This is a genomic window from Pseudomonas sp. GL-R-19, assembly GCF_019956375.1.
Lineage (GTDB): Bacteria > Pseudomonadota > Gammaproteobacteria > Pseudomonadales > Pseudomonadaceae > Aquipseudomonas.
On sequence record NZ_JAHBDJ010000033.1, the window covers coordinates 229,288 to 253,131 of the forward strand.

Below are 23,844 nucleotides of genomic sequence, written 5' to 3' on the forward strand. Positions count from 1 at the left end.
AGGGGCCAGTCTCCTGTTGGGGCCGGTTTCAGACTTCTGAGCGGATCACCTCCCCCAACCAATCCATGAACGCCCTCACCCGCAACGGCAAATGCCGCTGCCGGGCATACAACAGCGACACCTCCATGGACGGCGCGCTGAGCTGCGGCAACACCTCGACCAACTCACCGCTTTGCAGGTATTGCTGCATGCCCATCCTCGGCGCCTGAATCAGGCCGAAACCACCCAGGCATGCTGCCTCGTAGGCATCGGTGCTGTTGACCGTGACACTGCCGGCCATCGGCAGTCGCTGCACCTGCCCCTTGTCGACGTACACGAACCCTTCCGAACGCCCACCCAGTACGCCGACGTAGTGCACCAGCCGATGCTGCGCCAGATCCGCCAGTCGCTCCGGCACGCCATAGCGCTGCAAATACGCAGGGCTGGCGCAGTTGACCATGGTGAAGTCACACAGGTGTCGCGCCACCACCGATTGATCCGGTTGGGCGCCGATGCGCAGCACGCAATCGAAGCCTTCGGCGAGCAGATCGACCCGGCGGTCGGTGCTGCTGATTTCCAGTTCAAGCAGCGGGTGCTGCGCCATGAACGCCGGCAGGCGCGGCATTACCACGCGGCGGGCGAGAATGTTCGGCAGATCGATGCGAATCCGCCCGACCAGCGACGCCTCGTCCTGGCGAAACAAACCCTCGATCTCGTCCATGTGCGACAGCAGGTCCTTGCTGCGCTCATACAACACCAGGCCATCCTGGGTCGCCTGAACCTTGCGCGTGGTGCGTTGCAACAGACGGGTGCCGAGCAATGCCTCCAGGGCCTGCACATGCTCGGACACCGTTGAGCGAGGCAGGCCCAGGCTTTCTCCGGCCAGGGTGAAACTCGACATCTCGCTGACTCGGACAAAGGTGCGCAACAGTTCCAGTTTGTTCATCGGCCTGCTCATTTATTGTTCGGATAATCCGACCAGTGATTCCGGTTTCACTCTGTTTATCACTCCTTTACGGATAAATAAACTTCCTCGCATCAACCGTCCACTGCACTTGAGGAAGTCCCATGAACCGTAAAATCGCACTGATCACCGGCGCCAGTCGCGGCCTCGGCAAAAACGCAGCCCTGCACCTGGTCGCCCAAGGCATCGACATCATCGGCACCTACAACAGCCGCGCCGATGAGGCGCAGGCCCTGGTGGCCGAGATTGAAAGCCGGGGCGGTCGCGCCGTGATGCTGCAATTGGACGTTGCCCGCAGCGAGCATTTCAGCGCCTTTGGCAGCGAAGTGGCGAAGGTCTTGCAGAGCCACTTCGGCCGCGAGCGCTTCGACTTTCTGGTGAACAACGCCGGGATCGGCCTGCACGCCAACTTCGTCGACACCACAGTCGAGCAGTTCGACCTACTGGTAAACATTCACTTCAAGGGACCGTTTTTCCTGACGCAGACGCTGTTGCCATTGCTCAATGACGGCGGGCGCATCGTCAACATTTCCAGTGGCCTGGCCCGCTTCAGCCTGCCGGGTCACAGCGCCTACGCGGCGATGAAGGGTGCGATGGAAGTGCTGACCCGCTACCAGGCCAAGGAACTCGGCGCACGCAACATCGCGGTGAACATCCTGGCACCGGGTGCGATAGAAACCGATTTCAGCGGTGGCGCCGTGCGCGACAACCCTGAGTTGAACACGCTGGTGGCGAACAACACCGCTCTGGGTCGCGCCGGTTTGCCGGATGACATCGGCGCCGCGATTGCGCTGCTGCTGGCGCCGGGCAGCCAGTGGATCAATGGCCAGCGTATCGAGGCGTCGGGGGGGATGTTTTTGTAAACCGTAGGAGCTGGCTTGCCAGCGAAGGGGTCGGCACATCCAACAATGATGTCGCTGGATTGTCCGCCTTCGCTGGCAAGCCAGCTCCTACAGGCCTCATTGCGGACCATGCATTACGGTTATGAGTGAGTGATGCTCGCACGCACTACTAACCGCTCGCGCAGCACGTCATACACCCAGTGGTAAACGTAGGTGTACGGCAGGAAGAACAGCAACACACCGATATCCAGCACGAACGCTTGCCACAGGCTGACATTCAGCCACCAGGCGATCAACGGCACGCCGAGGGCGACCAAACCGCCTTCGAACAACAGCGCATGCACCACGCGGACCCAGGCATTGTGTGCGATGGCCAGGCGCTTGAGCACCCGATCGAACATACCGTTGAAGACCACGTTCCAGGCCAGGGCCAGTGCAGCCATGGCGATGGTCACAGCGCCCATGTCCAGCATCGGTTTGTTCATGATCCAGGCCAGCAACGGGGTACAGATCAGGATGGCCAGCAGTTCGAAACCGATGGCTTGAAAAATACGTTCAGTAATGGACTTGTTGGCGCTCATGGCCGAATTCCCTTGAGTGACTGTGGTTGCCATGATCTGTCATCACACCGATACTTCATAACCAATAACCATCGATCAAGGCGATAGTTCATGGCGTCTCACGAAGTGTTGCTGGCGTTTGTCGAAGCGGCGACCCAGGGCTCATTTTCTGCCGCGGCGCGCAAGCTGGGCCGCAGTCAGTCGACCATCAGCGCCGCAGTGGCCAGCCTGGAAATCGACCTGAACCTGACGCTGTTCGACCGCAGCAGCCGTAAGCCCGGGCTGACCCCGGCCGGGCACGTCATGCTGCAACGGGCCGAAGACATCCTGGCCGCCACCAGTCGTCTGGAAATGGCCGCCAGCCAACTGTCCCAAGGCGTGGAAGCGAAGTTGACGGTGGCGCTGTCCGATACCTATCAGTCGGACCGCTTCGAAGCCGCCCTCAGTGCCTTCGAGCAGCGCTACCCGGACCTGGAGCTCGAATGCCTGATCGCCGAATGCGATGACCTGGTGTCCCTGGTGCAAAGCGGCCGGGCGCAGATTGCCTTTGCCGAAATGCAGGACAGCTACCCGCCGGACCTGGTCAGCTCGACGGTGGACGAGCGCACGGAAATCGCCTTGTTCGTGTCCCCGGCACACCCGTTGGCGATGCTGGAGCACGTCGACCGGGACGTACTGCAGCAACACCGCGAGCTGCGCCTGGCCACCATCATCAATCCCTATGAAAGTCGGGCGAAGGGCCGTGTCTGGTCGGCGCCGAGTTATCTGATGCTGCTGGAAATGGCCCAGGGCGGATTCGGCTGGGCACCGTTGCCCCGCTGGCTGGTCGAGCGCTTCGGGCCTGGCACCTTGCAGGAACTGGTGGTGCGCGGGTGGCCGAAAACGGTGTCGGTGGATGCGTTGTGGTCGCGGCTCAATCCGCCGGGGCCGGCGGGGAACTGGTTGCTGGGCAAGATGCTGGAGTGAAGGTCCTTCGGCCCTTATCGCGAGCAGGCTCGCTCCTACAGGTATCGAGTACACCATCAATCCCTGTAGGAGCGAGCCTGCTCGCGATGAGGCCAGAACGGCCGCATCAATCCAACGCCCTGAGCCGCTCTTCGATAAACCGCCGCTCCGGCTCTTGCCGAGTCAACGCCAGCGCCCGTTCCCACGCCGCCCGCGCCTCTTGCACCCGGCCCAGTTGCCGACAGAATTGCGCCCGCGCCGAATGCGCCAGGTGGTAGTCGAGCAGCTCTCCCCGCTCCAGAATGGCGTCAACCAGCGTCAGCCCCGCCAGCGGTCCATCCCGTTTCGAAATCGCCGCCGCCCGATTCAACTCGATCACCGGCGACGGCACTGCCCGCAGCAGCACGTCATACAGACCGACAATCTGCGGCCAATCGGTTTCCCCCGCCGTCGGGGCTTCGGCATGCACCGCCGCGATGGCCGCTTGCAGGCAATAGGGTCCGAATCGTCCCATGGTCAGTGCTTGCTCGACCAGCGTGCAGCCTTCAGTGATCAACCCGGCGTCCCACAGCGAACGGTCCTGCTCGTCCAGCACAATCAGCTCGCCGCTCGCCGAGGTCCTGGCCGGGCGTCGCGACTCGTGCAACAGCATCAACGCCAGCAAGCCCATGACCTCCGGCGCCGGCAGCAGTTCCACCAGCAACCGACCGAGACGGATCGCTTCGCGGGTCAAATCCTCGCGGATCAGTTCGGCTCCGATGGACGCCGAATAACCCTCGTTGAACACCAGGTAAATCACCCGTAATACGCTGTCCAGACGCTCAGGCAACTCAGCCCGCGTCGGCACTTGATAAGGGATTTTCGCATCACGGATCTTCGCCTTGGCGCGCACGATGCGCTGGGCGATGGTGGCCGGGGCCGAGAGAAAGGCCCGGGCGATTTCTTCAGTGGTCAGGTCGCAGACTTCCCGCAGCGTCAGCGGCACTTGCGCGTCCGCCGCCAGGGCCGGGTGGCAGCAGGTGAAGATCAGCCGCAGGCGATCGTCTTCCACGTCTTCATCACTCCAGTCGGCCTGTTCCAGCGCCTCCAGTTGCGCGATCAGCAAGGGCTGCGACGCGGCAAAACGCGCGCGCCGACGCAAGGCATCGATGGCCTTGAAACGCCCGGTGGACACCAGCCAGGCCCGCGGATTGCTCGGTACGCCGTCACGCTGCCAGCGTTCGACCGCGACGAAAAACGCCTCGTGCAAGGCTTCTTCGGCGAGGTCGAAGTCACCCAGCAAGCGAATCAGGGTCGCGAGGATCCGCCGCGACTCTTCGCGATAGACCCGCTCGACCTGCGCCTGAACCGGCAGCCCCGGCATCTTAAGGATTCAACTGTCGAACGGGGCGCACTTCGACACTGCCGACCCGGGCCGCCGGAATGTTGCCCGCGACCTGAATGGCCTCGTTGAGGTCCCTGGCGTCGATCAGGTAGAAGCCGGCCAATTGCTCCTTGGTTTCGGCGAACGGGCCGTCGGTGATCGACATCTTGCCGTTGCGCATGCGTACCGTGGTGGCAGTCTGCACCGATTCCAGGGCCTCGGCGGCGACCATCCGGCCACTGCCCTGGATCGACTCGGCATAGGCCATGCACTCTTCGTCCTTCGGGCTTTCCGGTAGCGAATGCAGCAACTGCTCATCGCTGTAGACCAGGCATAGATACTTCATCACGCTCTCCTTATCGAACGATCAACTATGGTCGCTGATTGGCATTCTGGCTCGGCTTCCCGACGATCAGGGTTTGAGATCGAACAGCGTCGCGCCGCTGGTCATGTCGAACGGTGCCGACCAATGTTCGTGGACGATCTGCCACAGCCCGGCTTCTTGCCGATAGCAGGCGGTGACGCGCATCCAGCAGGACTGGGTTTCACCTTTTTCATTGGTGCCGCCGCAGTGGGCGAGCCAGTGAGCGAACGCAATTTCCTGGGACGGCTCGATGGTGATTTCGTCGAATTCGAAGATGTGCGGGCCGGGGCACATTTCCATGCAGGCCTGCCAATGCGCGCGATACGCCGGCTTGCCTTTGAATTGCAGGGCCTTGACCGCGTCGAAGGAGACGATGTCATCGGCATAAAGGGCCATGACTTTTTCAATGTCCTTGGCCATGACCGCCTGACGATAGTTCTCGATGAGGTTATGAATCTGGGTTTGCGAGTTCATGGTGGTTCTCCGTGGTTTTTATAGTGAAGACACCCTTAGTCGTCCGGCGATCCGGCGAATCGACAAGTGAAATAAAAATAATCCATACGGCCGGAATCGCTAGAATCCGAGGCTCTATTCATGCTGGAAAAGGACACACCCGTGACAGCCCGACTCGTACCTTATGAAAGCCTGAATACGCAGCAGCGCCAACAGGTCGAGGCCATCGAAGTGCATCCGCAGCAAATCAGGTTTTCCGGTGATATCCACGGTGCCTTGCACACCTTGTTGTCCAAGCCCGGCCCGGGAGTCAAAGGATTTGCCCTGCTGGCCGAAGATATTCCCGTGGCCTTCCTGCTGCTCAAGCGCCCTCCGGTATTGCCGGCCTGGGCCGATGAGCACAGCGCCACCCTGCATGCCCTGCAAGTCGATCAGCGCGCCCAGGGCAAAGGCTACGGCAAGGCCTGCCTGCAAGCGCTGCCCGAAGCGGCGCGCCTGGCCTGGCCGGAAATCCGGGGGCTGGAGCTGTCGGTGGATGCCGACAACGAGGCCGCCATCGCCCTGTACGCCAGGTTTGGCTTTGTCGACAGCGGCGAGGCGTACAAGGGGCGGATCGGTTATGAGCGGCGGATGGGGTTGGTGTTCTGACTGCGCGCTAGTTTTTTGCAGACATTACTGACACAACACCGCCCCCTGTAGGAGCGAGCCTGCTCGCGAAGGTGTGTCAGCATAAGTGGTGTCGACTGACACTCCATCGCGAGCAGGCTCGCTCCTACAGGGGATCTTCGTCGGATCAGAGTTCGAGCACCATCTCATGCCACGCCATGCCGCCATGGTCCGAGGCCGACGGCTTGACGTAGGCAAAACCGAATCCGGCATACAACGGAATATGCCGCTCCTTGCACATCAGGTTGATGCTGGCCTTGCCCATCGCGCGCATGCGCTCGATGAACTCGCCCATCAGGCGCTTGGCCAGGCCCTGCCCCTGATAATCCGGGTGCACCACCACCGACATGATCACCACGTGCGGCCCGGCCGGGTCGTGGCCGATCAGTTCCTTGAACGCTTCGTCCGACATTTCCACCTGAAACGCCGCACCGGAGTTGATGAAACCGGCGACTACCCCGTCCACTTGCGCGACGATAAAACCCTCGGGCCAGGTGGCGATACGGGTGGCGATCTTCTCGCGGGTCGCGGCTTCGTCACCTTCATAGGCAAGGGTTTCGATGGCAAAGCAGCGATCCAGATCGGCGGGGGTGACGTTGCGAATGACGGTGTTCATGGCAGCTCGGAATCAGCGTGGGAAAGGCAGGGGATGATAAATCAGCCGCAGTGGGACATCGAGAGACGAATCGGCGGATCCGCCTCTCGCTGCAGGTGTCACGCCTTGATCGGCAGCCAGATTTCCAGTTTGCCGGTGTTGAGCTTGGGGTTGAAGTCTTCGCTGTAGCGTTCGAATTCCGGGGCAGCCAGCAACTCATGCCCGGACTGTGGCAACCACGTGCCATGGATGTATTGGAAGGTTTGCGGCAATGTGGCCAGCGGTCCTTGATGTTCGAACACGACGTACTGCTGGGGCTGAATCTCTACCCAACGATACGTGTCCGGCAAATCGTCGAGTTTGCTGATCTCGACGCCAGCGATGTAATCGAAGCCGCCCTTGCCGTCGAAATTGCAGCAGACGCCGTAAGTGACTTCGTCTTTTTGGCCCGGAATCTCGCCCAAATGCGGATTGAGTTTCTCCCAGAGTTCGGGAATGCCTTGAATGGTTTGTTGGGTAAATGTTCCACCAAGCCCTGCAATCAGCAGGAAGTGCCCGTGTTCGAAGCGCGGTTGCGTCAGTTCGACGCGTGCTAACTCATCCATGACTCGACTCCTGACACATAAAATGGGTTCGGCTGGGAGTATAGAAGCCAAACCCGATTCGCCCAATTACAGCGCGTGCAACTGCTCGACGGCAGCGGCACCGACGAACTCGTTATAGCCCGATAGAATCACGTAGACCGCGAAATAGCAGAAGATCGCCGCCGATGCCATGTAGGAATAGCGCAACAGTTTATCCCCCAGCAACTTGCCGCCATGGCTCGCGGCGAAGCACAAACCTGCCGACCAGAGCAGCCCGGCACAGAGAAAACCGCCGAGAAACAGTGCCGAACTGAGCGGGCCACCACCACCGGAGCGGGCGATCAGGGTACCGCCGACTGCCGCGAACCAGAGAATCGCGCTGGGCGAGGACATGGCCAGGAAAATCCCGCGGAAGAATTCCTTGCGATGGGAGTTGTTCCCGACCTCCGCCGTCTCGGCCAGCAGCGCCTCGTGATGGATCGCCGAGTAGATCATCTTCGCCGCGAAGTACACCAGCAGCGCCGAGCCACCGATCCACAGCACCCAGCGCACGGTTTCGTATTGCAGCAACACGGTCATGCCGGCCAGCGCCAGCACTGCGTAGATCAGGTCGCCGACGCAGGTCCCCAGGCCCAGGGCAAAGCCCTGGAAATAGCCACGCTGCATGGCCAGGGTGATCATCGCGATGTTGGCCACGCCGATATCCAGGCACAGCGAAAGGCTCAGCAAGAAGCCGCTGGTAAATTCCATCGAACCCTATCCTTCGGAAAAAATTGTTTACATGGAGGCTGGACAGTCTGCCACAGCTGCCCGTACATTCCGCCACAGGCCACCGCAGTGGCCAGCGTCGCTCGGACGGTTCCGGGCGCTTACGTTATCCGAGGCAACAATGGCCGAACAAGGTTCGCCGCGCCGCTTTGCGCGCATAGATCGACTCCCCCCTTACGTTTTCAACATCACCGCCGAGCTGAAGATGGCCGCCCGTCGTCGTGGCGAAGACATTATCGACTTGAGCATGGGCAACCCCGACGGCGCCACGCCGCCGCACATCGTCGAAAAACTCGTGACGGTGGCCCAGCGCGAAGACACCCACGGTTACTCCACCTCCAAGGGCATTCCGCGCCTGCGCCGGGCGATTTCCAACTGGTACAAGGACCGCTACGAGGTCGACATCGACCCGGAAAGCGAAGCCATCGTCACCATTGGTTCCAAGGAGGGCCTGGCGCACTTGATGCTGGCCACCCTGGATCAGGGCGACACCGTACTGGTGCCGAATCCGAGCTACCCGATTCACATCTACGGCGCGGTGATTGCCGGCGCCCAGGTGCGCTCGGTGCCGCTGGTGCCGGGGGTGGATTTCTTCGCTGAACTGGAACGGGCGATTCGCGGCTCGATTCCGAAGCCGAAGATGATGATTCTCGGTTTCCCGTCCAACCCCACCGCGCAGTGCGTGGAACTGGACTTCTTCGAACGCGTCATCGCCCTCGCCAAGCAGTACGACGTACTGGTGGTGCACGACCTGGCTTACGCCGACATCGTCTACGACGGCTGGAAAGCCCCGTCGATCATGCAGGTGCCGGGGGCCAAGGACATTGCGGTGGAGTTTTTCACCCTGTCCAAGAGCTACAACATGGCCGGCTGGCGCATTGGCTTCATGGTCGGCAACCCGGAACTGGTCAACGCCCTGGCGCGGATCAAGAGCTACCACGACTACGGCACCTTCACCCCGCTGCAAGTGGCGGCGATTGCCGCGCTGGAAGGCGATCAGCAATGCGTGCGCGACATCGCCGAGCAATACCGGCAACGGCGCAACGTGCTGGTCAAAGGCCTGCATGAGCTGGGCTGGATGGTGGAAAACCCGAAAGCCTCGATGTACGTCTGGGCCAAGATTCCCGAGGCTTATGCGCACCTGGGCTCGCTGGAGTTCGCCAAGAAACTGCTGTCCGAGGCCAAGGTGTGTGTCTCGCCGGGCGTCGGGTTTGGCGAGTACGGCGATGATCACGTGCGCTTTGCCCTGATCGAAAACCAGGACCGGATTCGCCAGGCCGTACGCGGGATTCGCGGGATGTTCCGGGCGGATGGGCTAGTCGCAAAAACCAGCGCCTGACACAAAAGCCTGTAGGAGCGAGCCTGCTCGCGAAAAACGCAAGACCACCGCGGAAAATCAGATGCCCCGCGTTTTCGTTAACGACCATCGCGAGCAGGCTCGCTCCTACAGTGGATTTGTGTACAACCTGAACATCACCCACAAAAAAACCGCATCGCTGCGGTTTTTTTGTGTCTGCCGAATCGCTTAGACGAACAGCGACAACAACAGGATAAAGCCCAGGCCAACCACTGACAGGATGGTTTCCATCGCGGTCCAAGTCTTGAAGGTTTCTGCTACGGTCATGTTGAAGTACTGCTTGACCAGCCAGAAACCGGCGTCGTTGACGTGGGACAGGATCAGGGAACCTGCACCGGTGGCCAGCACCAGCAGTTCGCGGTTCACACCGGGAATCATCCCCACCACCGGCACTACGATACCGGCACCGGTAATGGTCGCCACGGTCGCCGAACCGGTCGCGATACGAATCACCGCCGCCACCAGCCAGGCCAGCAGGATCGGCGAGATCTGTGCCGCCACCGCCATGTGACCGATCACATCACCCACACCGCTGGTCACCAGCATCTGCTTGAAGCCACCACCGGCACCGATGATCAGGATGATCGCAGCGGTCGGCGCAAGGCTCGCGTCCAGCCATTTGAGCATCTGTTGCGAACCGATGCCCTGCTTGTAACCGAAGGTGTACAGCGACAGCAGCAACGCCAGCAGGAGGGCCGAGATCGGGTGACCGATCAGGTCCATGAAGGTGCGGAAGAAGTTGCCGTCTGGCAGCACCACATCGGCAAAGGTCTTGAGCAACATCAGGAACACGGGCGAAAGCACAGTGATCAGGGTAATGCCGAAGCTAGGCAGTTCGCCTGCATTCTCATCGCGCACCAGTTGATCCACCAGTTCCTGATTCGGATGACCAGGAATGTGCTTGGCAATGAAGGTACCGAAGATCGGGCCAGCGATGATGGCGGTTGGCAACGCAACGATCAGACCATAAAGAATGGTCTTGCCGATGTCGGCACCGAATACGCCGATGGCCAGCAGCGGACCCGGGTGCGGTGGCACCAGGCCGTGCACGGCGGACAGACCGGCCAGCAACGGGATACCGATCTTGATGATCGACACGCCGGTACGGCGGGCAACGATGAACACCAGCGGAATCAGCAACACAAAGCCGATTTCGAAGAACAGCGGAATACCGACCAGGAACGCAGCGAACATCATCGCCCACTGCACCTTGTCCTTGCCGAAGGCGCGGATCAACGTCTGCGCAATCTGATCCGCACCGCCTGATTCGGCCATCATTTTGCCGAGCATGGTACCCAGCGCCAGGATGATGCCGACGAAGCCAAGCACGCCACCGAAGCCGTCCTGGAACGCCTTGATGATGGTCCCGATCGGCATGCCGGAGGTCAGCCCGAGGAAGGCTGCGGCGATGATCAGGGCGATGAAGGGGTGAAATTTGAACTTGGTGATCAGGACGATAAGCCCGATCACCGTGACCACTGCATCGAGCAGCAGGAACGTCTCGTGGGACATGCCAAACATTGGGGGTGTCTCCTGGTTGTTGTTGTTATTAAAGCGGGTTGATCAGAAGTCGTGAGGACAGCGCTGTCTTTGCAAACACAGTCATACCGCCTGTTTCAGGCCGTGCGCCTGCCACCAGTCATGAGCCTGCGCCGCCAGTTGCTCGACGCTATGGCTCGAAGCATCCAGCGCCAGGGTCAACGGCTCGCCGACGGGCGATTCGAGGGTGGCGAACTGGCTGTCGATCAGGGTCGACGGCATGAAGTGGCCTGGCCGATGGGAGACGCGGTCGGCGGCCACTTCGGGGGTCAGTTCAAGGAACACGAAGCCCAGGCCCGGCAAGGCACTGCGCAGACGTTCGCGATAGATGTGCTTGAGCGCCGAACAGGTCAGCACCGGGCGCTGGCCCTTGGCGTCGACACGGCGCAGTTCATCGCACAGGCTGTCGAGCCAGCCGGCGCGGTCTTCATCGTTCAGGGGGATCCCCGCGCTCATCTTTTCGATATTGGCGGCAGGGTGGAAAGAGTCGCCTTCAATGGCCGTGGCGCCGCTCAAATGGCACAGGGCCTCGCTGACGCACGTCTTGCCGCAACCGGCAACGCCCATGATGACCAGGGCGGTGATGGGATGATTCATGTAACACCTCAGCGCGCAGACAGCGCTACCTTTGCCAGTTATGACACCAGAGCAAAAGCAGAAGTTGCCGACGCCTTTCTTGTCATTTTATGGGTTGCAGCAGTTAGGTCCCGACGCCAAAAAGCAAGGATCAGGCGAACCCCCGCTCACGCATTTGCAGCTGCATCGAGACAGCGCTACCTTAGTGCCTTGAATTTTGTTTGGCAAGCCGTCGATGAACACAACCAAGAACGATAAAAATACCCGCACCACTGGCCGCCCTACCCTGAATGAAGTTGCCCGACTGGCCGGCGTCAGCCCGATCACCGCCTCCCGCGCCTTGCGGGGCGTCAGCACCGTGGCCACGGAACTTGTGGAAAAGGTGCAAAAAGCGGCGCTGGAACTCAACTACGTCGTCAACCCCGCCGCCCGCGCCCTGGCCTCGGCCCAGAGCCAATCGGTAGTGGTGTTGGTGCCGTCGCTGTCGAACCTTTTGTTCATCGACACCCTGGAAGCCATTCATCGGGTTTTACGCCCCAAGGGCTTCGAAGTGCTGATCGGCAACTTCCATTACTCCCGTGATGAAGAAGAAAACCTGCTGCGAAATTACATGGCCTATCAACCCCGAGGCCTGCTGCTGACCGGTTTCGACCGCACCGAAAGTTCGCGGCGGATGATCGAAGCCAGCAACATTCCCTGCGTGTACATGATGGAACTGGATAGCGCGGCCGGGCTCAATTGCGTCGGCTTCTCGCAACTGGCCGCCGGTGAAACGGCTGCCGAACACTTGCTGTCTCGCGGCCGCAAACGCCTGGCCTACATCGGCGCGCAACTGGACCAGCGCACCCTGCTGCGCGGCGAAGGCTTCCGCAAAGCCCTGCAAAAGGCCGGATTGTATGACCCGGACCTGGAAGTGCTGACGCCCCGCTCATCCTCCGTCGGCCTCGGCGGCGAACTGTTCCTGCAACTGCTGGCCAGTCATCCGGATGTCGACGCGATCTTCTTCGGCAACGACGACCTGGCCCAGGGCGCTTTGCTCGAAGCGATGCGCTGCGGAATCAAGATCCCCGAGCAAGTGGCGATCCTCGGCTTCAACGACTTGCCCATGTCCGAACACATGGTCCCGCGCCTGAGCAGCATCAACACCCCACGCGAAGCCATCGGCCGCCGCGCGGCAGAGCAAATGCTGACGCTGATGGCCGGCAACACCGTGGCCAAACCGGTGCAGGACATGGGGTTTGAGTTGAAGGTGCGGGAGAGTACTTAAAGACACGCTCGGCGACACGGTTCAAGGAGTTTGCCGTGTCTGCCGTGTCAGGATCAGCTCTCATCAGAACGGGTCACAGTTTTGGCTTCAGGATCACGGCAACCACCCCAGAAAGACGAACCATCCGTAATTGATGGGAACCAATACAACATACGTAATGAATGCAAGCGCAAGACTCAATCGTAACGCTGCCATGAAAGGGATTCTTCCCATTTCAATAGCGAGAACAATCGGAGAGGCTTGGTAAGGCAGGAGCGGTGTTGAAAACCCGATGACCTGAATCATTAGAACACTAAGTAACGGCAGTCCGGATGCGGTGGCTAACGACTGTGCCAAGGGAGTAAATAACGCTGGTACTCCGTTCGCTGTAACCACAAAATTTAGCAGCGTGGAAAGACCTACGATTGAGGTGTAGCTGCCGAACGGTGAAGCCGGATCCAACGGTGCGAGGGTAAGTACTTCATTACCAATTAATGTTCCAAGTCCGCTTTGTCCTACAAGTGCGGCGAGTCCGAGGATTGCTGCGACATAGACTGCCGTCCGATGGTTTACCTCTTGACCAAACTCTTCACTGGATACAAAGCCGATTCGTGGAAGGAGGCATACGCAAGCTGCCACGAGACCGACCCATGCAGGGGAAATGCCGTGTAAGGAGTCAGTAAGCCAGAGCCCCAGAGTCATCAAAAGAAGGATACCCAACCTCTTTTCCTTAGGACTCAAAGGGCGAGCAGGTTCCACCTCTATGCTTTTTCCCGCTTTATCTGGAAACAACCAGACGATACATGCACAGAGTGCAAGCCCCTTGAGAATGCCAAGTATGGGGGCATGCAATATCAGATAGGGCAGATAGGATAACTGCAACCCGTACGTGGTATCGATGGCTCCCGCCATGACAAGATTTGGAACGTTCGCCGGCAGAATGGATGCCGAAAGCTGGAAGGTTCCAAAGCCGACAGCAAGTGAAAGACCAATACGCCCTGGACTTTTCTCCCTGAAACCCACTCGATCAGCAAGCGCCAGGACAATCGGCATCAGTAGCGCAATACGCCCCATATTGGAAGGCATAACAAAAGCGAGCGCGTAAGTGAGGCCGACAATTCCAAGGACCATTTGTGGATATGATCTGGAAAGATGAACCGCGAGCACCCTCGCACATCGAGAAGCCAATCCTGTCTTGCGGATAGCGATTCCAATGACATAGCCGCTGATAACGAGCCAGAGCGCAGCCGAGGTAAACCCAGAGAAAATCAAGGAAGCAGGAGCGACATGGAGGATCATCGCGGTCGCGAAGAACATAAGTGCAGTCAAGTACTCAGGAAGTCTACGTGTTGCCCATAGCGCGATTGTCACAGTTACCAAACCGGCCACTGTTATGAGTTGAACATCCATATCACTTTCCTATGTTCCGCGGACTCGGTTTCCATCTTGAACTTTCTCAGTTCCTGAGGTCCGACTTCATAGCTGGGTTTATAACAAGTCCAAGGCAAGATACCGGCTGGTCTGAACGATTTTTTCGCGTTCCTCGAAACTCGTCAATTGTGCTGCCATGGCGCTGCTATCCCCTGAGCGTTTGATCTCAGTCAGAACGACTTGCATCGCGTGTATTGCAGCGCGCTGCATATCCGAAGGAATAATGACGAGCTGGTAGCCAAGAGCGGACAGCTCTTCAATGGGCATTAAGGGAGTCTTGCCACCGTAGAACATATTCATCAGTTTTGGCCCTGGGATGCGCCGGGCAATCGTGCGAATTTGATCCAGTGTCTCCGGGGCTTCTACGAAAATCATGTCTGCACCTGCCTTCACATACTGCTCGGCTCGGCTTAACGCAGACTCAAAACCTTCTGTTGCAATTGCATCGGTACGGGCAATAATCATGCAGTCCTGATCGATCAGTGTATGGCGTGCAATCCGAATTTTTAGGCACATCTCGCTTACATCTATTAATTTTTTGTTGTCCAGATGGCCGCAGCGCTTGGGAAACGATTGATCCTCAAGGTGGAAGGCGGCGACACCGGCACGCTCAAGAGCTCGAACCGTGCGCTGAACATTGGCTGATCCCCCAAATCCCGTATCGGCGTCTGCAACCACTGGCAAGCCACTTGCTTCAACGATTTTCTCGATCCGTTCTAATACTTCGTTGAAGCTCAGTAGACCGATATCCGGGTATCCAGCAGCACGCGCAATCGCACCACCGCTGGCATAAACCGCGTCGAAACCCGCCATGGCAACTAGTCGAGCGGATATACCGTCATAAGCGCCCGGTGCTATCACAGGAGAACCTGAGGATAGTTTTTCACGCAGATGTCGAGTTGGTTTCATATGAAGTTCTCCTAATTCTCGGACCGTAAACGTTCTGACCGAAGCACTGACGGTATTTTTGACGCAGAAGAAGCATGGCGGCAGACAAATAAGATGTCTAATATTTAGAAAATACAGAATTAGTATCTTTGGAGTCCTAATTGGAACTCAGGCATCTACGTTATTTCGTCGTCACGGCCCAGGCGGAGAACTTCACACGAGCCGCCGAACAACTTGGGATCGCCCAACCCCCGCTTGGACAGCAAATACGTGATTTGGAGGATGAAATTGGTACGCCGCTTTTTCACCGGGTGGGACGCGGCGTCATACTCAGTGATGCTGGCAGGGTATTTCTGGTATCGGCACAAGATATTCTTGCGCGTGCCGAGGACGCCCAAAAAAATGCGCGGCGCGCCGCACGAGGAGAGATCGGCTCATTGAACCTGGGGTTCACCGAATCCGCTTCGTTCAATGATACCGTCACCGGTTTGATCAGCCGTTACCAGCGACAACACCCCAAGGTGGAGGTAAACCTTGAGGAGAACGATAGCGAATCTCTTATTTCCAGGCTCGGCCGTGGAGAAATAGACGCTGCGTTTGTCAGGCCTCCGTTTGCTATGGGCGGCGACATTGACTTCATCACCTTATCCGAAGAACCACTTATTGTTGTCCTGCCTGACGGCCACCCATTAACGTCACGCAAGCGTCTGTCGCTTGCTGATTTACGGCAGGAGAATTTCATCCTGTATTCACGCAAATCCGGTTATGGGCTGAGTGCGGATATCGTGGCCGCTTGCCGGCAATCCGGGTTCAATCCGACCATCCGTCAGCAGGCACCCCAACTATCTTCCGCTGTAAACCTGGTATCTGCCGGGATGGGTATTGCGGTAGTACCTGCATCGATGCAGCGAATTCAACGCGCTGACCTGCACTACAGAGCACTTCGGCTTGATTGGCCGAAGGCGATACTTGGATTGGCCACGCGAAAATCGAATCAATCAACCGCAGTCAAAGACCTGATCAGTTCGACGAGAATCGAAACTCTGTAGTTGATCCTCCGGATACAGACCATATTGTGGCGAGGGGGCAAGCCCCCTCGCCACAGGGAATGCCTCTCGCCCTCGCTCTGTGTTCAGTCCTGCGGATCGAGGTTATCCAGTACCCGGTTCACCGCCAGCTCGGCCAGCATGATGATCTGTGCAATCGCCAATGCCGTATTGCGCTGGCTACCTTCCAGGAATGCCGCAAAGTCATTGGTCATGACACTCGCCGAGGCCAACGATTCGCAGGCGTGTGCCAACAGGGTTTCGTTATTGATGCCGGGTGAGATGGAGAACATTGGGCTGGGATTGCGTGGGGGGTTCGGCGTGGGTTTGAACATTGCGATGCTCCTAGAGTGATGGAGCTGCCACGATTCGCTGCTAGACGAAAATAAGGTGGCAGCCATGCGCGGGCTAGCAGACCAGGACTCTAGAACCCGGTAGACCCGAAGATCTTCCCACGCACAGCCGCCATAACATGAACTGGCAGACATAAAAACACCTGCTCACGAATGGTGGACGTCATGCGTCTAAAGTATCCAGGCTGCTAGACCCGATCGCTGAATTTGCAGCGACGCGGAACGATAGAGTCCGGATACCAGGCGCACAAGCCGGCGGATTCTGGCGTAGTTGTAGGCAATGACGCAATAATTCGTAGGCAGCGGAAACCTGTCGAAACGCCTTTCCTACAGACCGCTCCTACAATTACACCTATGCCATTCGCGATGGAGTTGCTCAAATGGAACACACCCTGAAGATTCTCGGCAAAGCCTCGTCCATCAACGTCAGAAAAGTCCTGTGGACCTGCGAAGAATTGGGCATAGCCTACGAACGCGAGGACTGGGGCAGTGGCTTCGCGTCCACCCACAGCCCCGAGTTCCTGCGCTTCAATCCCAACGCTCAGGTACCGGTGATCATCGATGAAGCCGGCGCGTTGTGGGAATCCAATACCATCTGCCGCTATCTGGCCGGCAAACACCAACACCACCACGAGCTGTTGCCCGGCGAGCCGGCCGCCCGCGCCCGGGTGGAGCAGTGGATGGATTGGCAAGCCATCGAGCTCAATCCGTCCTGGACCTATGCGTTCATGGCGCTGGTGCGCAAGGACCCGGAGTTCCAGGACGCCCATCGCCTTGACGTCGGCATCCGCGGCTGGAACCAGAAAATGGGCATCCTCGAACATCAACTCGCGACCACCAAGGCCTATGTCGCCGGACCGAGGTTTACCCTGGCCGACATCGTCATCGGCCTGTCCGTCAACCGCTGGCTGATGACCCCGATCGACCGTCCTGACTACCCCGCCGTCGATGAATATTTCAAACGCCTGGCGCAACACCCCGGTTTCCTGAAGCATTGCTGCAACGGCTTGCCTTGAATGGCCGCAGGTTGCCGCCTGGATCGCCACACAGCAAGGTAGCCTTGGGCATGCAAGGCCCACTAAGTCGCTCAGCATTGAGGACAAAATCGGTTCAATTGCTTGCCAGGGGTTTCCGTCCGTCGAGCATGTCCAGCAGCGCCTGCACCGCCGCCGACGGTGGTTTGTTCGCCGCGACCACCAAGGCGAACTCGCGCTCGATCCGCGGCAGCACCGGCACCACGCGCAAACCCTGCCGATTGCCTGGCAGCGTCATTTCCGGCACCAGGCTCACGCCGATGTTTTCCCGCACCAGGGTGAACGCACTGCTCCATTCGCGGACCTCGACGCGCACATCCTGCAGTTGCAGCCCCGCATCGGCAGCCAGGCTTCGCGCATTGGTCGAACAACCGCCCGTGGCCAGTACAAAAGGTTGCTTCGACAATTCGTCGAGGGAGACGCCCTCTTCATGAGTTCGCCGCGCCAGTGGATGGCCTCCGGGCAACACCGCCATCCAGGCATCTCGTCCCAATGGACTGGCCTTGCGCTCGGCAGACGGATTGAGCACCACGCCGACATCCACCAGTCCCGCGCCGAGCAGGGTTTCCACTTCGTCATCGCTGACTTCCAGGGCGACCACCTCGATGCCGGGGTAAAGCCGATTGAACTGACGCAGCAACGGCGGCAGAAACGTCGCCAGTACCATGGGAAAACTGGCCAGGCGAATCGTCCCGCGTTCAGCACCTTTTGCCGCCTCGACGGTGCTGCGAATGGCCTGCAGCGCACCGAGCATGGTCCGCGCCTGCTCGATGACCGGCAGGCCGATGGCTGTCGGCAACGTCCGGCGATTTTCCCGGGTGAACAATTGAACGCCCAGGGTTTCCTCGATCAAGGCCAGTGCCTGGCTGGCGCCTGACTGGGTCATGCCGACCCGTTCGGCGGCGCGGGTGATGTTGCCGGTATCCGCCACGGCCACCACCATTCGCCAGTGCATCAGGTTCATCATGGCAGTAGCTTTCCTTATGGCAGTTTTCTGAAAGATTAATTTTACCGAGGGCGCCGCGCACTATGACACTGGCGTAAATCCACAACCAGAGCCCGCCCCATGAAGCTGTATTACGCCCCCCAAGCCTGCTCGCTGGCGCCGCATATCGTGCTGCGTGAACTGGAACTGCCCTTCGAATTGATCCGCGTCGATAACATCAGCAAAACCACGGCCGACGGCGACGATTTTCTCGCCATCAATCCCAAGGGCTACGTCGCCGCCCTGCAACTGTATAACGGCGAAGTGCTGACCGAAGGCCCGGCGATCCTGCAATACCTGGCTGATCTGCATCCAGACGCGAAACTGGCCGCAGCCCTGGGGACATTTGAGCGGGTGCGATTGCAGGAATGCCTGAACTTCATCTCGACGGAGATTCACGGCGGGCTCGGTTGGCTGTTCAACGCTCGATTTCCCGAAGAGGTGAAAGCGCTGATCAAGGAGAAACTGTTCAAGCGTTTGGCCGTGTTGAACCAGACGTTGGAGCGGCAGGATTACTTGATGGCGGGCGGGTTCAGCGTTGCTGATGTGTATTTGTTTACGGTGCTGCGTTGGGCTCGGTTGTTCGAGATTGATTTGAATGGGTGGCCGGCGTTGGCAAGGTTTCAGGCCAGGGTAGATCTGCGGCCGGCGGTGAAAGCCGCGCTGGCCGCAGAGTTGGCGTAGGACGTTAGATCAATCGCGAGCAGGCTCGCTCCTACAGGGGATCTTTGTTGACCACGGGTTTTGTGGGCAATACAGACTTAATGTGGGAGCGAGCCTGCTCGCGATGGCTGCAGTCCAGACACTACAAAACTACAAGCTGGCACTCACCCTGGTAGCCACCTCCCCCGGCACCCAGCCCTTCCACACCTGCGGCTGTTCACGCAAAAACGCTTCGGCGACTTCACGGGGTTTCTGCCGTTTTTCACTCATCTGGCCCAAGGTCTGGTTCAACAGATCGATCGGCAAATCGACCTTTTCAAAGAACGTCACCAGGTCCGGGTATTGCGCCTTGAACGGTGCCGATACGCCGATGGCCAGGCTCGCCGGCATCGAGCGCGTGCCTTTGGGGTTCGGGTTGTTGGCGTCGGCCAGGGTTTTCCAGGCTTGCGCGTCGAACGGCGGTTCGTCGAGTTTCACCAGTTTGAAACGCCCCAACAGCGGTGTCGGCGACCAGTAGTAGAACAGCACCGGTTTGCCACGTCGGATCGACGACACCACCTCGGCATCCAGTGCGGCACCGGAGCCGGTGCGGAAGTTGACGTAGCTGGCGGTCAGATCATAGGCCTTGAGTTTCTGGCTGTTGACGATTTCCGAGGTCCAGCCGGTCGGGCTGTTGAGGAAGCGTCCGCGGCTCGGGTCTTCGGGGTCGCGGAATACGTCCTTGTACTTCGCCAGATCAGCAACGGACTTTAGCTCCGGAGCCAAGGGCTTGATGCCGCGCTCGGGATCGCCCTTGATCACGTACTCCGGCACCCACCAGCCTTCAGTGGCGCCCTTGACCGTATCGCCGAGGCCGAACACTTTGCCCTCCGCGGCAGCCTTGACCCAGGCCGGACTGCGCCCGGCCCACTCTTCACCGATGACCTGGATATCGTTTTTCGCCAGCGCCGCTTCAAGGCTGACGGTGCTGCCCGGCAGCGTGTCGGTCGGGTAGCCGTAACCTTTTTCAACGATCAGGCGCAGGATTTCGGTGATGAGGCTGCCGCTTTCCCAAGTGATGTCGCCAAAGTGAATGGGCGCGACTTTCTCCGTGGCCGAGGCCGGGTGGGACAACAGGCTCAGGGCCAGCAACGAACTGCCGAGCAGGGTTTTGATCGATCTCATGCGGACCTCTTGTTCTGGAGTGGACGGCTCAGGGGTTGATTGGCGCTGTGCCGGTCGCACAGGGCCTGGGAACGGGTCATGTAGTCGCTGACCGAACGCAGCGAGATGCCCAGCGCGGCGGCAATTTGCGGATAGGTCAGGCCGTCGATCCGCGACAGCAGGAAGGCCGAGCGGACTTTGCCGGGCAGCCGCTGAAGGCTGCGATCCACCCGGTTCAGGGTCTGGGACAATTGAGTCAGTGCTTCCGGCGATTCCGCGTGGACCGGCTCGGCCTGTTGCAGTTGCTGAAGGTACTGGCGCTCCAGATCACCTCGACGCCAACGCTGATAGAGCAGGCGCCGGGCGATGGTGGTGAGCAAGGCACGGGGTTCACGGATGGCCGTCAGGCCAGGGGCCTGGAGCAATTGCACGAAGGTTTCGCCGGCAATGTCTTCGACAGCGGCGGCATCGTTCAGGGACTGACGCAGGCGCGTGCAGAGCCAGTGGTAGTGGGCGCGGAACAATCCGTCCACGTGTTTGCGATGAAGAATATCGGCGCCGGACATAGGGGCTCCTGGGTGAGGGGTCGCTGAATGTCCGGTGGTCCGGTGAGGCGAATCCTAGCAAGGAGCCTTATTCATTAATAATACTTAAAACTTATTTTTATATTCGCTTATGGAATTAAACAAAGGTGTGCCTGATAGACCGCTTTCGTCGGAACGCCGCCCGGAGCAAGCTCGCTCCTACAGGGTTTCGGTGTACCTGGACCCAACACTCAAACCTTATCGCACTTCCCCATACCCCAACGTCTCGGCCTCACGTTGATAGTCGAGCACAACCTGATAGTCGCTTTCGCTGGCGGGCAGTACCTCTGGCAAACCGAGGGTTTGGGCAACGTCCGGCAACTCGCGCAACGCCAGGTTCATCACCCGCAGAAGCTCAACGGCCTGCTCATCGCTGACCGTCGCAGCAGTAATGAACGGTAAGGCAGGACTGAGCGCACTGCGGGCAATCACGCCCAAACCGGCCACTTCCTCTGCGGCATGGCGCGCCAGATAGGCAAAGGTCACGCTGTCGATGGCCGCCAGATCGGCAAGGTCTTCGCGCAGCCAGCGCAGGCTTTCACGATGACTGCCGCTGATGCCGACCCGGGCAAAAAACCGCCCGTCACGCTGCAATGGCGCCAACCGGTGGCGCAGCAGGTTCATGCCGCTGTTGGAATCCAGGCCATTGATCACGCCTCGGCTGCCGCGAAAATCCGCCAGGGTTGGCCGTGCATCATCAAGGCGTCCCATAATCAGGCTGCAATGATTGCCGCCGCTGCTGTCCGGCAGCTCATAACGAGGCCGCCCCAGCACCCGGACCTTGCCGCGCAATGCCGTCATCAGCGGATAGCCGCAGGTTTGTGTCAGCAGCAAGTGCGGCGACAACCACATCTGCATCAGGGACAGGCCTTCGGCATTGAGGCGGGTGTCGCCCAGATGCTCGAGGATTCGCACCAGCCAGCGTTCGTTGGCCTGGTGGATGGGTTCGGGGGCGGTGTACATCAGCAGTTCGGCGATGTGTTGGGTCATCGATATAGTCCCATGCAATGAAAATCCCCTGTGGGAGCGGGCTTGCTCGCGAAGGCGGCGTGTCATTCAACATGGATGTTGGCTGGGACGACGCCTTCGCGAGCAAGCCCGCTCCCACAGGGTTTTGAGGTGATCAGGCATCAGTAAAACGGATGCCTCGGGCTGTCGATGGCCTTCACTCCATGCTCACGCCACAGCTGCCCATAACCCTGCACCAGAAACCCGCCGCTACGCGCCAGCCATTGCTCGCGGCGAGCCCGGTAAGCACGGGGCAAGTCGTACCAGGGCAGCCCCGGCAACTCGTGGTGCACCAGATGAAAATTGAGGTTCAGGAACAGCCAGCGCCACGGCCACGCCGCTTCGTTGAGCACGGTTCGTTGCTCCGGTGCCGCGTGAGGTCGATGTTCATAGTAGGAGCGAATCATGGCGATCGACAGCGCAGGCACACTGATCAAAAACAGGTAATACCAAACCGGCAACACACTGAAGTTTGCGATGAACAGCAGCATCAACCCGGTCATCGAGCCGTGACTCAACCACATCAGCCACGCCTGGCGCTCGCCTGCTCTGAGGCGTTGCAGCTCTTCACGGGCCAGCGTCAGCAAGGCCAGCGGTGCACCCAGGGCAAAGCGGCCGAGCACGGTTTTGTTCAGCCAGTGCAGGCTGCGCCCCAGAGGTGAACTGCCCTGCCACTGCCCGGCGCTCAGGTAACGGCTTTCCGGATCACGACCGGGGATCGTCAGGTCCTCGTCGCGGTGATGCAGCAAATGGCTATCGCGATACAAGGTGTACGGATACCAGACGGCAAACGGCGCGTAGCCCAGGATTTTGTTCAGGGTTGGCCAGCGCGTGGGATGACCGTGCAGCAGTTCGTGTTGCACGGATAACCACAGCACCAGCAACGGAATCAGCAACAGCGTGCTCCACCACAAACCCAACCGATGGCTGTTCAACACGATGCCAAACCAGGCGCCATACACACCGATCAACAGCAACCAGGTCGGCCATTCGGTGCGCGCGGTGAAACGTCGGCGCAGGGTTTCTATTTCTTCCTGGTGGGCGCTATCAAAGTAATGGGGCATGGCGTTGCTCAGATTGGGGACCAGTCCCCTTCTGTGCATTGGCCTTGGGAAATCTTGCAGATTATTTTCTGGAGGATCGCTCCCATGTTGCATGGGAGCGATCAATCAACGCGGGATCAGTGACCGAACACGCCGACCTTCTTGGCCTTCTTGTCCGCGCGCTTTTCAATGGCGGTTTTCACTGGTTTCTTTTTCGCCGATTTCTTTGAATCCATACCTTTGGACATGATGCGTACTCCACTCATGGGGATGTGAGATCAGGTATACACCTATCCCGACGCGTGCGTTCTTTTATAATAGCCTGCTTTGCACACTGACAGCCCTGGACCATGCCCGACACCCAATACACCCTGCTCGACGAGCCGTTATGGCCGTTGATGAACAAGTTCTATCGCGCTCACCAATCGTCGATGAAAGCCGTGCGCGACGCGCAACTGTGGGTGGCCCGGCGTGAGCAGATCGTTGCCGTGCTGTGTTTGCGCCCGGTGTCCGGCGGGCATTGGCTGACCGGGTTGTTTGTCGATCCGGCCTGCCGCGAACAAGGGCTTGCTGCCGGCTTGATTGCGGCCGCGGTGATGGATTGCGAACAGCCGGTGTGGTTGTTCTGTCATCCGGATTTGCGGGGGTTTTATGAGCGACGCGGGTTTACTTTTGATCCGCCAATGCCTTACGCGATGGTTGAGCGATTGAGCCGTTATGCGCGTAGCAAGCCGATGATTGCGATGGGGTTGGAACCCTAAACCTGTAGGAGCGAGCCTGCTCGCGATGGCGATCTGTCAGTCATCGCATATATGACTGCCAGACCGCTTTCGTCGGATCGCCGCCCGGAGCAAGCTCGCTCCTA

General features: G+C 59.3%; 27 protein-coding genes. 9 read left to right on the forward strand and 18 right to left on the reverse strand.

What is annotated here, in order from left to right; genetic code table 11:
- Positions 1-28: 28 nt before the first annotated feature.
- Positions 29-925: a LysR family transcriptional regulator gene (locus KGA83_RS18350; RefSeq protein ID WP_115947340.1), complete on the reverse strand. Its 897-nt coding sequence runs from the start codon at positions 923-925 to the stop codon at positions 29-31.
- 122 nt (positions 926-1,047) lie between these two features.
- Here KGA83_RS18350 and KGA83_RS18355 point away from each other — a divergent pair, with 122 nt between their 5' ends.
- Positions 1,048-1,806, forward strand: a complete 759-nt coding sequence (locus tag KGA83_RS18355; protein WP_108215165.1) for an SDR family NAD(P)-dependent oxidoreductase — start codon at positions 1,048-1,050, stop codon at positions 1,804-1,806.
- A gap of 119 nt (positions 1,807-1,925) precedes the next feature.
- Here KGA83_RS18355 and KGA83_RS18360 read toward each other — a convergent pair whose 3' ends face one another.
- Positions 1,926-2,366, reverse strand: a complete 441-nt coding sequence (locus tag KGA83_RS18360) for a multidrug/biocide efflux PACE transporter (protein WP_223530442.1) — start codon at positions 2,364-2,366, stop codon at positions 1,926-1,928.
- A 90-nt stretch (positions 2,367-2,456) separates the two neighbouring features.
- Between KGA83_RS18360 and KGA83_RS18365 the strand changes: the two genes are divergently transcribed.
- Positions 2,457-3,311 (forward strand): LysR family transcriptional regulator, encoded by an 855-nt coding sequence (locus KGA83_RS18365; RefSeq protein ID WP_223530444.1) that lies wholly within the window; start codon positions 2,457-2,459, stop codon positions 3,309-3,311.
- 106 nt (positions 3,312-3,417) lie between these two features.
- On the opposite strand, the gene KGA83_RS18370 is transcribed toward KGA83_RS18365, so the two are convergent.
- The 3 genes from KGA83_RS18370 to KGA83_RS18380 all read right to left on the reverse strand — a co-directional run bounded on the left by KGA83_RS18370 (position 3,418) and on the right by KGA83_RS18380 (position 5,491).
- Entirely contained in the window at positions 3,418-4,653 is a 1,236-nt protein-coding gene (locus KGA83_RS18370; protein WP_115947343.1) for an RNA polymerase sigma factor, read from the reverse strand.
- 1 nt (position 4,654) lies between these two features.
- Positions 4,655-4,999: a YciI family protein gene (locus KGA83_RS18375; protein ID WP_108215161.1), complete on the reverse strand. Its 345-nt coding sequence runs from the start codon at positions 4,997-4,999 to the stop codon at positions 4,655-4,657.
- Between the two features lie 66 nt (positions 5,000-5,065).
- Positions 5,066-5,491 (reverse strand): YybH family protein, encoded by a 426-nt coding sequence (locus tag KGA83_RS18380; RefSeq protein WP_108215160.1) that lies wholly within the window; start codon positions 5,489-5,491, stop codon positions 5,066-5,068.
- A 141-nt stretch (positions 5,492-5,632) separates the two neighbouring features.
- Between KGA83_RS18380 and KGA83_RS18385 the strand changes: the two genes are divergently transcribed.
- The gene (locus KGA83_RS18385) at positions 5,633-6,118 is read left to right on the forward strand and encodes a GNAT family N-acetyltransferase (protein WP_108215470.1); all 486 of its coding nucleotides are present in this window, start codon (positions 5,633-5,635) and stop codon (positions 6,116-6,118) included.
- Between the two features lie 145 nt (positions 6,119-6,263).
- Here the strand turns inward: KGA83_RS18385 and KGA83_RS18390 are convergent, their stop codons facing one another.
- From KGA83_RS18390 to KGA83_RS18400, 3 genes are all read right to left on the reverse strand, one after another.
- Positions 6,264-6,752, reverse strand: a complete 489-nt coding sequence (locus KGA83_RS18390) for a GNAT family N-acetyltransferase (protein ID WP_108215159.1) — start codon at positions 6,750-6,752, stop codon at positions 6,264-6,266.
- 98 nt (positions 6,753-6,850) lie between these two features.
- Positions 6,851-7,336 carry a GyrI-like domain-containing protein gene (locus KGA83_RS18395; RefSeq protein ID WP_223530445.1) on the reverse strand — a complete coding sequence of 162 codons (486 nt, stop codon included), beginning with the start codon at positions 7,334-7,336 and terminating at the stop codon, positions 6,851-6,853.
- 66 nt (positions 7,337-7,402) lie between these two features.
- A complete protein-coding gene (locus KGA83_RS18400; protein ID WP_056725914.1) occupies positions 7,403-8,065 on the reverse strand; it encodes a LysE family translocator in 663 nt (220 codons plus the stop codon).
- A 139-nt stretch (positions 8,066-8,204) separates the two neighbouring features.
- Between KGA83_RS18400 and alaC the strand changes: the two genes are divergently transcribed.
- Complete coding sequence (gene alaC, locus KGA83_RS18405; protein ID WP_223530446.1) at positions 8,205-9,422, forward strand: alanine transaminase; 1,218 nt, start codon at positions 8,205-8,207, stop codon at positions 9,420-9,422.
- Positions 9,423-9,608: 186 nt separating this feature from the next.
- Here the strand turns inward: alaC and KGA83_RS18410 are convergent, their stop codons facing one another.
- Together KGA83_RS18410 and KGA83_RS18415 are read right to left on the reverse strand one after the other, a co-directional pair.
- Complete coding sequence (locus KGA83_RS18410; RefSeq protein WP_108215156.1) at positions 9,609-10,961, reverse strand: GntP family permease; 1,353 nt, start codon at positions 10,959-10,961, stop codon at positions 9,609-9,611.
- Between the two features lie 81 nt (positions 10,962-11,042).
- Positions 11,043-11,576: a gluconokinase gene (locus KGA83_RS18415; protein ID WP_223530448.1), complete on the reverse strand. Its 534-nt coding sequence runs from the start codon at positions 11,574-11,576 to the stop codon at positions 11,043-11,045.
- Between the two features lie 214 nt (positions 11,577-11,790).
- On the opposite strand from KGA83_RS18415, the gene KGA83_RS18420 reads away from it, so the two are divergent.
- On the forward strand, positions 11,791-12,822 hold the full coding sequence (locus KGA83_RS18420) for a LacI family DNA-binding transcriptional regulator (RefSeq protein WP_223530450.1): 1,032 nt from the start codon (positions 11,791-11,793) through the stop codon (positions 12,820-12,822).
- 93 nt (positions 12,823-12,915) lie between these two features.
- Here KGA83_RS18420 and KGA83_RS18425 read toward each other — a convergent pair whose 3' ends face one another.
- Together KGA83_RS18425 and KGA83_RS18430 are read right to left on the reverse strand one after the other, a co-directional pair.
- Positions 12,916-14,211 carry an SLC13 family permease gene (locus KGA83_RS18425; RefSeq protein ID WP_223530452.1) on the reverse strand — a complete coding sequence of 432 codons (1,296 nt, stop codon included), beginning with the start codon at positions 14,209-14,211 and terminating at the stop codon, positions 12,916-12,918.
- Positions 14,212-14,289: 78 nt separating this feature from the next.
- On the reverse strand, positions 14,290-15,141 hold the full coding sequence (locus KGA83_RS18430) for an oxaloacetate decarboxylase (protein ID WP_223530454.1): 852 nt from the start codon (positions 15,139-15,141) through the stop codon (positions 14,290-14,292).
- Positions 15,142-15,281: 140 nt separating this feature from the next.
- Between KGA83_RS18430 and KGA83_RS18435 the strand changes: the two genes are divergently transcribed.
- Positions 15,282-16,169: a LysR family transcriptional regulator gene (locus KGA83_RS18435; protein WP_223530456.1), complete on the forward strand. Its 888-nt coding sequence runs from the start codon at positions 15,282-15,284 to the stop codon at positions 16,167-16,169.
- A gap of 83 nt (positions 16,170-16,252) precedes the next feature.
- Here the strand turns inward: KGA83_RS18435 and KGA83_RS18440 are convergent, their stop codons facing one another.
- Positions 16,253-16,501 (reverse strand): DUF6124 family protein, encoded by a 249-nt coding sequence (locus KGA83_RS18440; protein ID WP_095942720.1) that lies wholly within the window; start codon positions 16,499-16,501, stop codon positions 16,253-16,255.
- Between the two features lie 398 nt (positions 16,502-16,899).
- Here KGA83_RS18440 and KGA83_RS18445 point away from each other — a divergent pair, with 398 nt between their 5' ends.
- Positions 16,900-17,535: a glutathione S-transferase family protein gene (locus KGA83_RS18445; protein ID WP_223530458.1), complete on the forward strand. Its 636-nt coding sequence runs from the start codon at positions 16,900-16,902 to the stop codon at positions 17,533-17,535.
- A gap of 94 nt (positions 17,536-17,629) precedes the next feature.
- On the opposite strand, the gene KGA83_RS18450 is transcribed toward KGA83_RS18445, so the two are convergent.
- Positions 17,630-18,520: a LysR family transcriptional regulator gene (locus tag KGA83_RS18450; protein WP_223530460.1), complete on the reverse strand. Its 891-nt coding sequence runs from the start codon at positions 18,518-18,520 to the stop codon at positions 17,630-17,632.
- 99 nt (positions 18,521-18,619) lie between these two features.
- On the opposite strand from KGA83_RS18450, the gene gstA reads away from it, so the two are divergent.
- The gene (gene gstA, locus KGA83_RS18455) at positions 18,620-19,222 is read left to right on the forward strand and encodes a glutathione transferase GstA (RefSeq protein ID WP_223530462.1); all 603 of its coding nucleotides are present in this window, start codon (positions 18,620-18,622) and stop codon (positions 19,220-19,222) included.
- 129 nt (positions 19,223-19,351) lie between these two features.
- On the opposite strand, the gene KGA83_RS18460 is transcribed toward gstA, so the two are convergent.
- From KGA83_RS18460 to KGA83_RS18475, 4 genes are all read right to left on the reverse strand, one after another.
- A complete protein-coding gene (locus tag KGA83_RS18460; protein WP_223530463.1) occupies positions 19,352-20,365 on the reverse strand; it encodes an ABC transporter substrate-binding protein in 1,014 nt (337 codons plus the stop codon).
- Positions 20,362-20,910: a sigma-70 family RNA polymerase sigma factor gene (locus tag KGA83_RS18465; protein WP_108215149.1), complete on the reverse strand. Its 549-nt coding sequence runs from the start codon at positions 20,908-20,910 to the stop codon at positions 20,362-20,364. Before KGA83_RS18465 ends, KGA83_RS18460 begins: the two co-directional genes overlap by 4 nt.
- 216 nt (positions 20,911-21,126) lie before the next feature.
- Positions 21,127-21,918 (reverse strand): phosphate/phosphite/phosphonate ABC transporter substrate-binding protein, encoded by a 792-nt coding sequence (locus KGA83_RS18470; protein WP_223530464.1) that lies wholly within the window; start codon positions 21,916-21,918, stop codon positions 21,127-21,129.
- 140 nt (positions 21,919-22,058) lie between these two features.
- Positions 22,059-23,000, reverse strand: coding sequence for a fatty acid desaturase (locus KGA83_RS18475; RefSeq protein ID WP_223530465.1), 942 nt, complete (start codon positions 22,998-23,000; stop codon positions 22,059-22,061).
- Between the two features lie 329 nt (positions 23,001-23,329).
- On the opposite strand from KGA83_RS18475, the gene KGA83_RS18480 reads away from it, so the two are divergent.
- Positions 23,330-23,740 carry a GNAT family N-acetyltransferase gene (locus KGA83_RS18480; protein WP_223530466.1) on the forward strand — a complete coding sequence of 137 codons (411 nt, stop codon included), beginning with the start codon at positions 23,330-23,332 and terminating at the stop codon, positions 23,738-23,740.
- Positions 23,741-23,844: the final 104 nt, after the last annotated feature.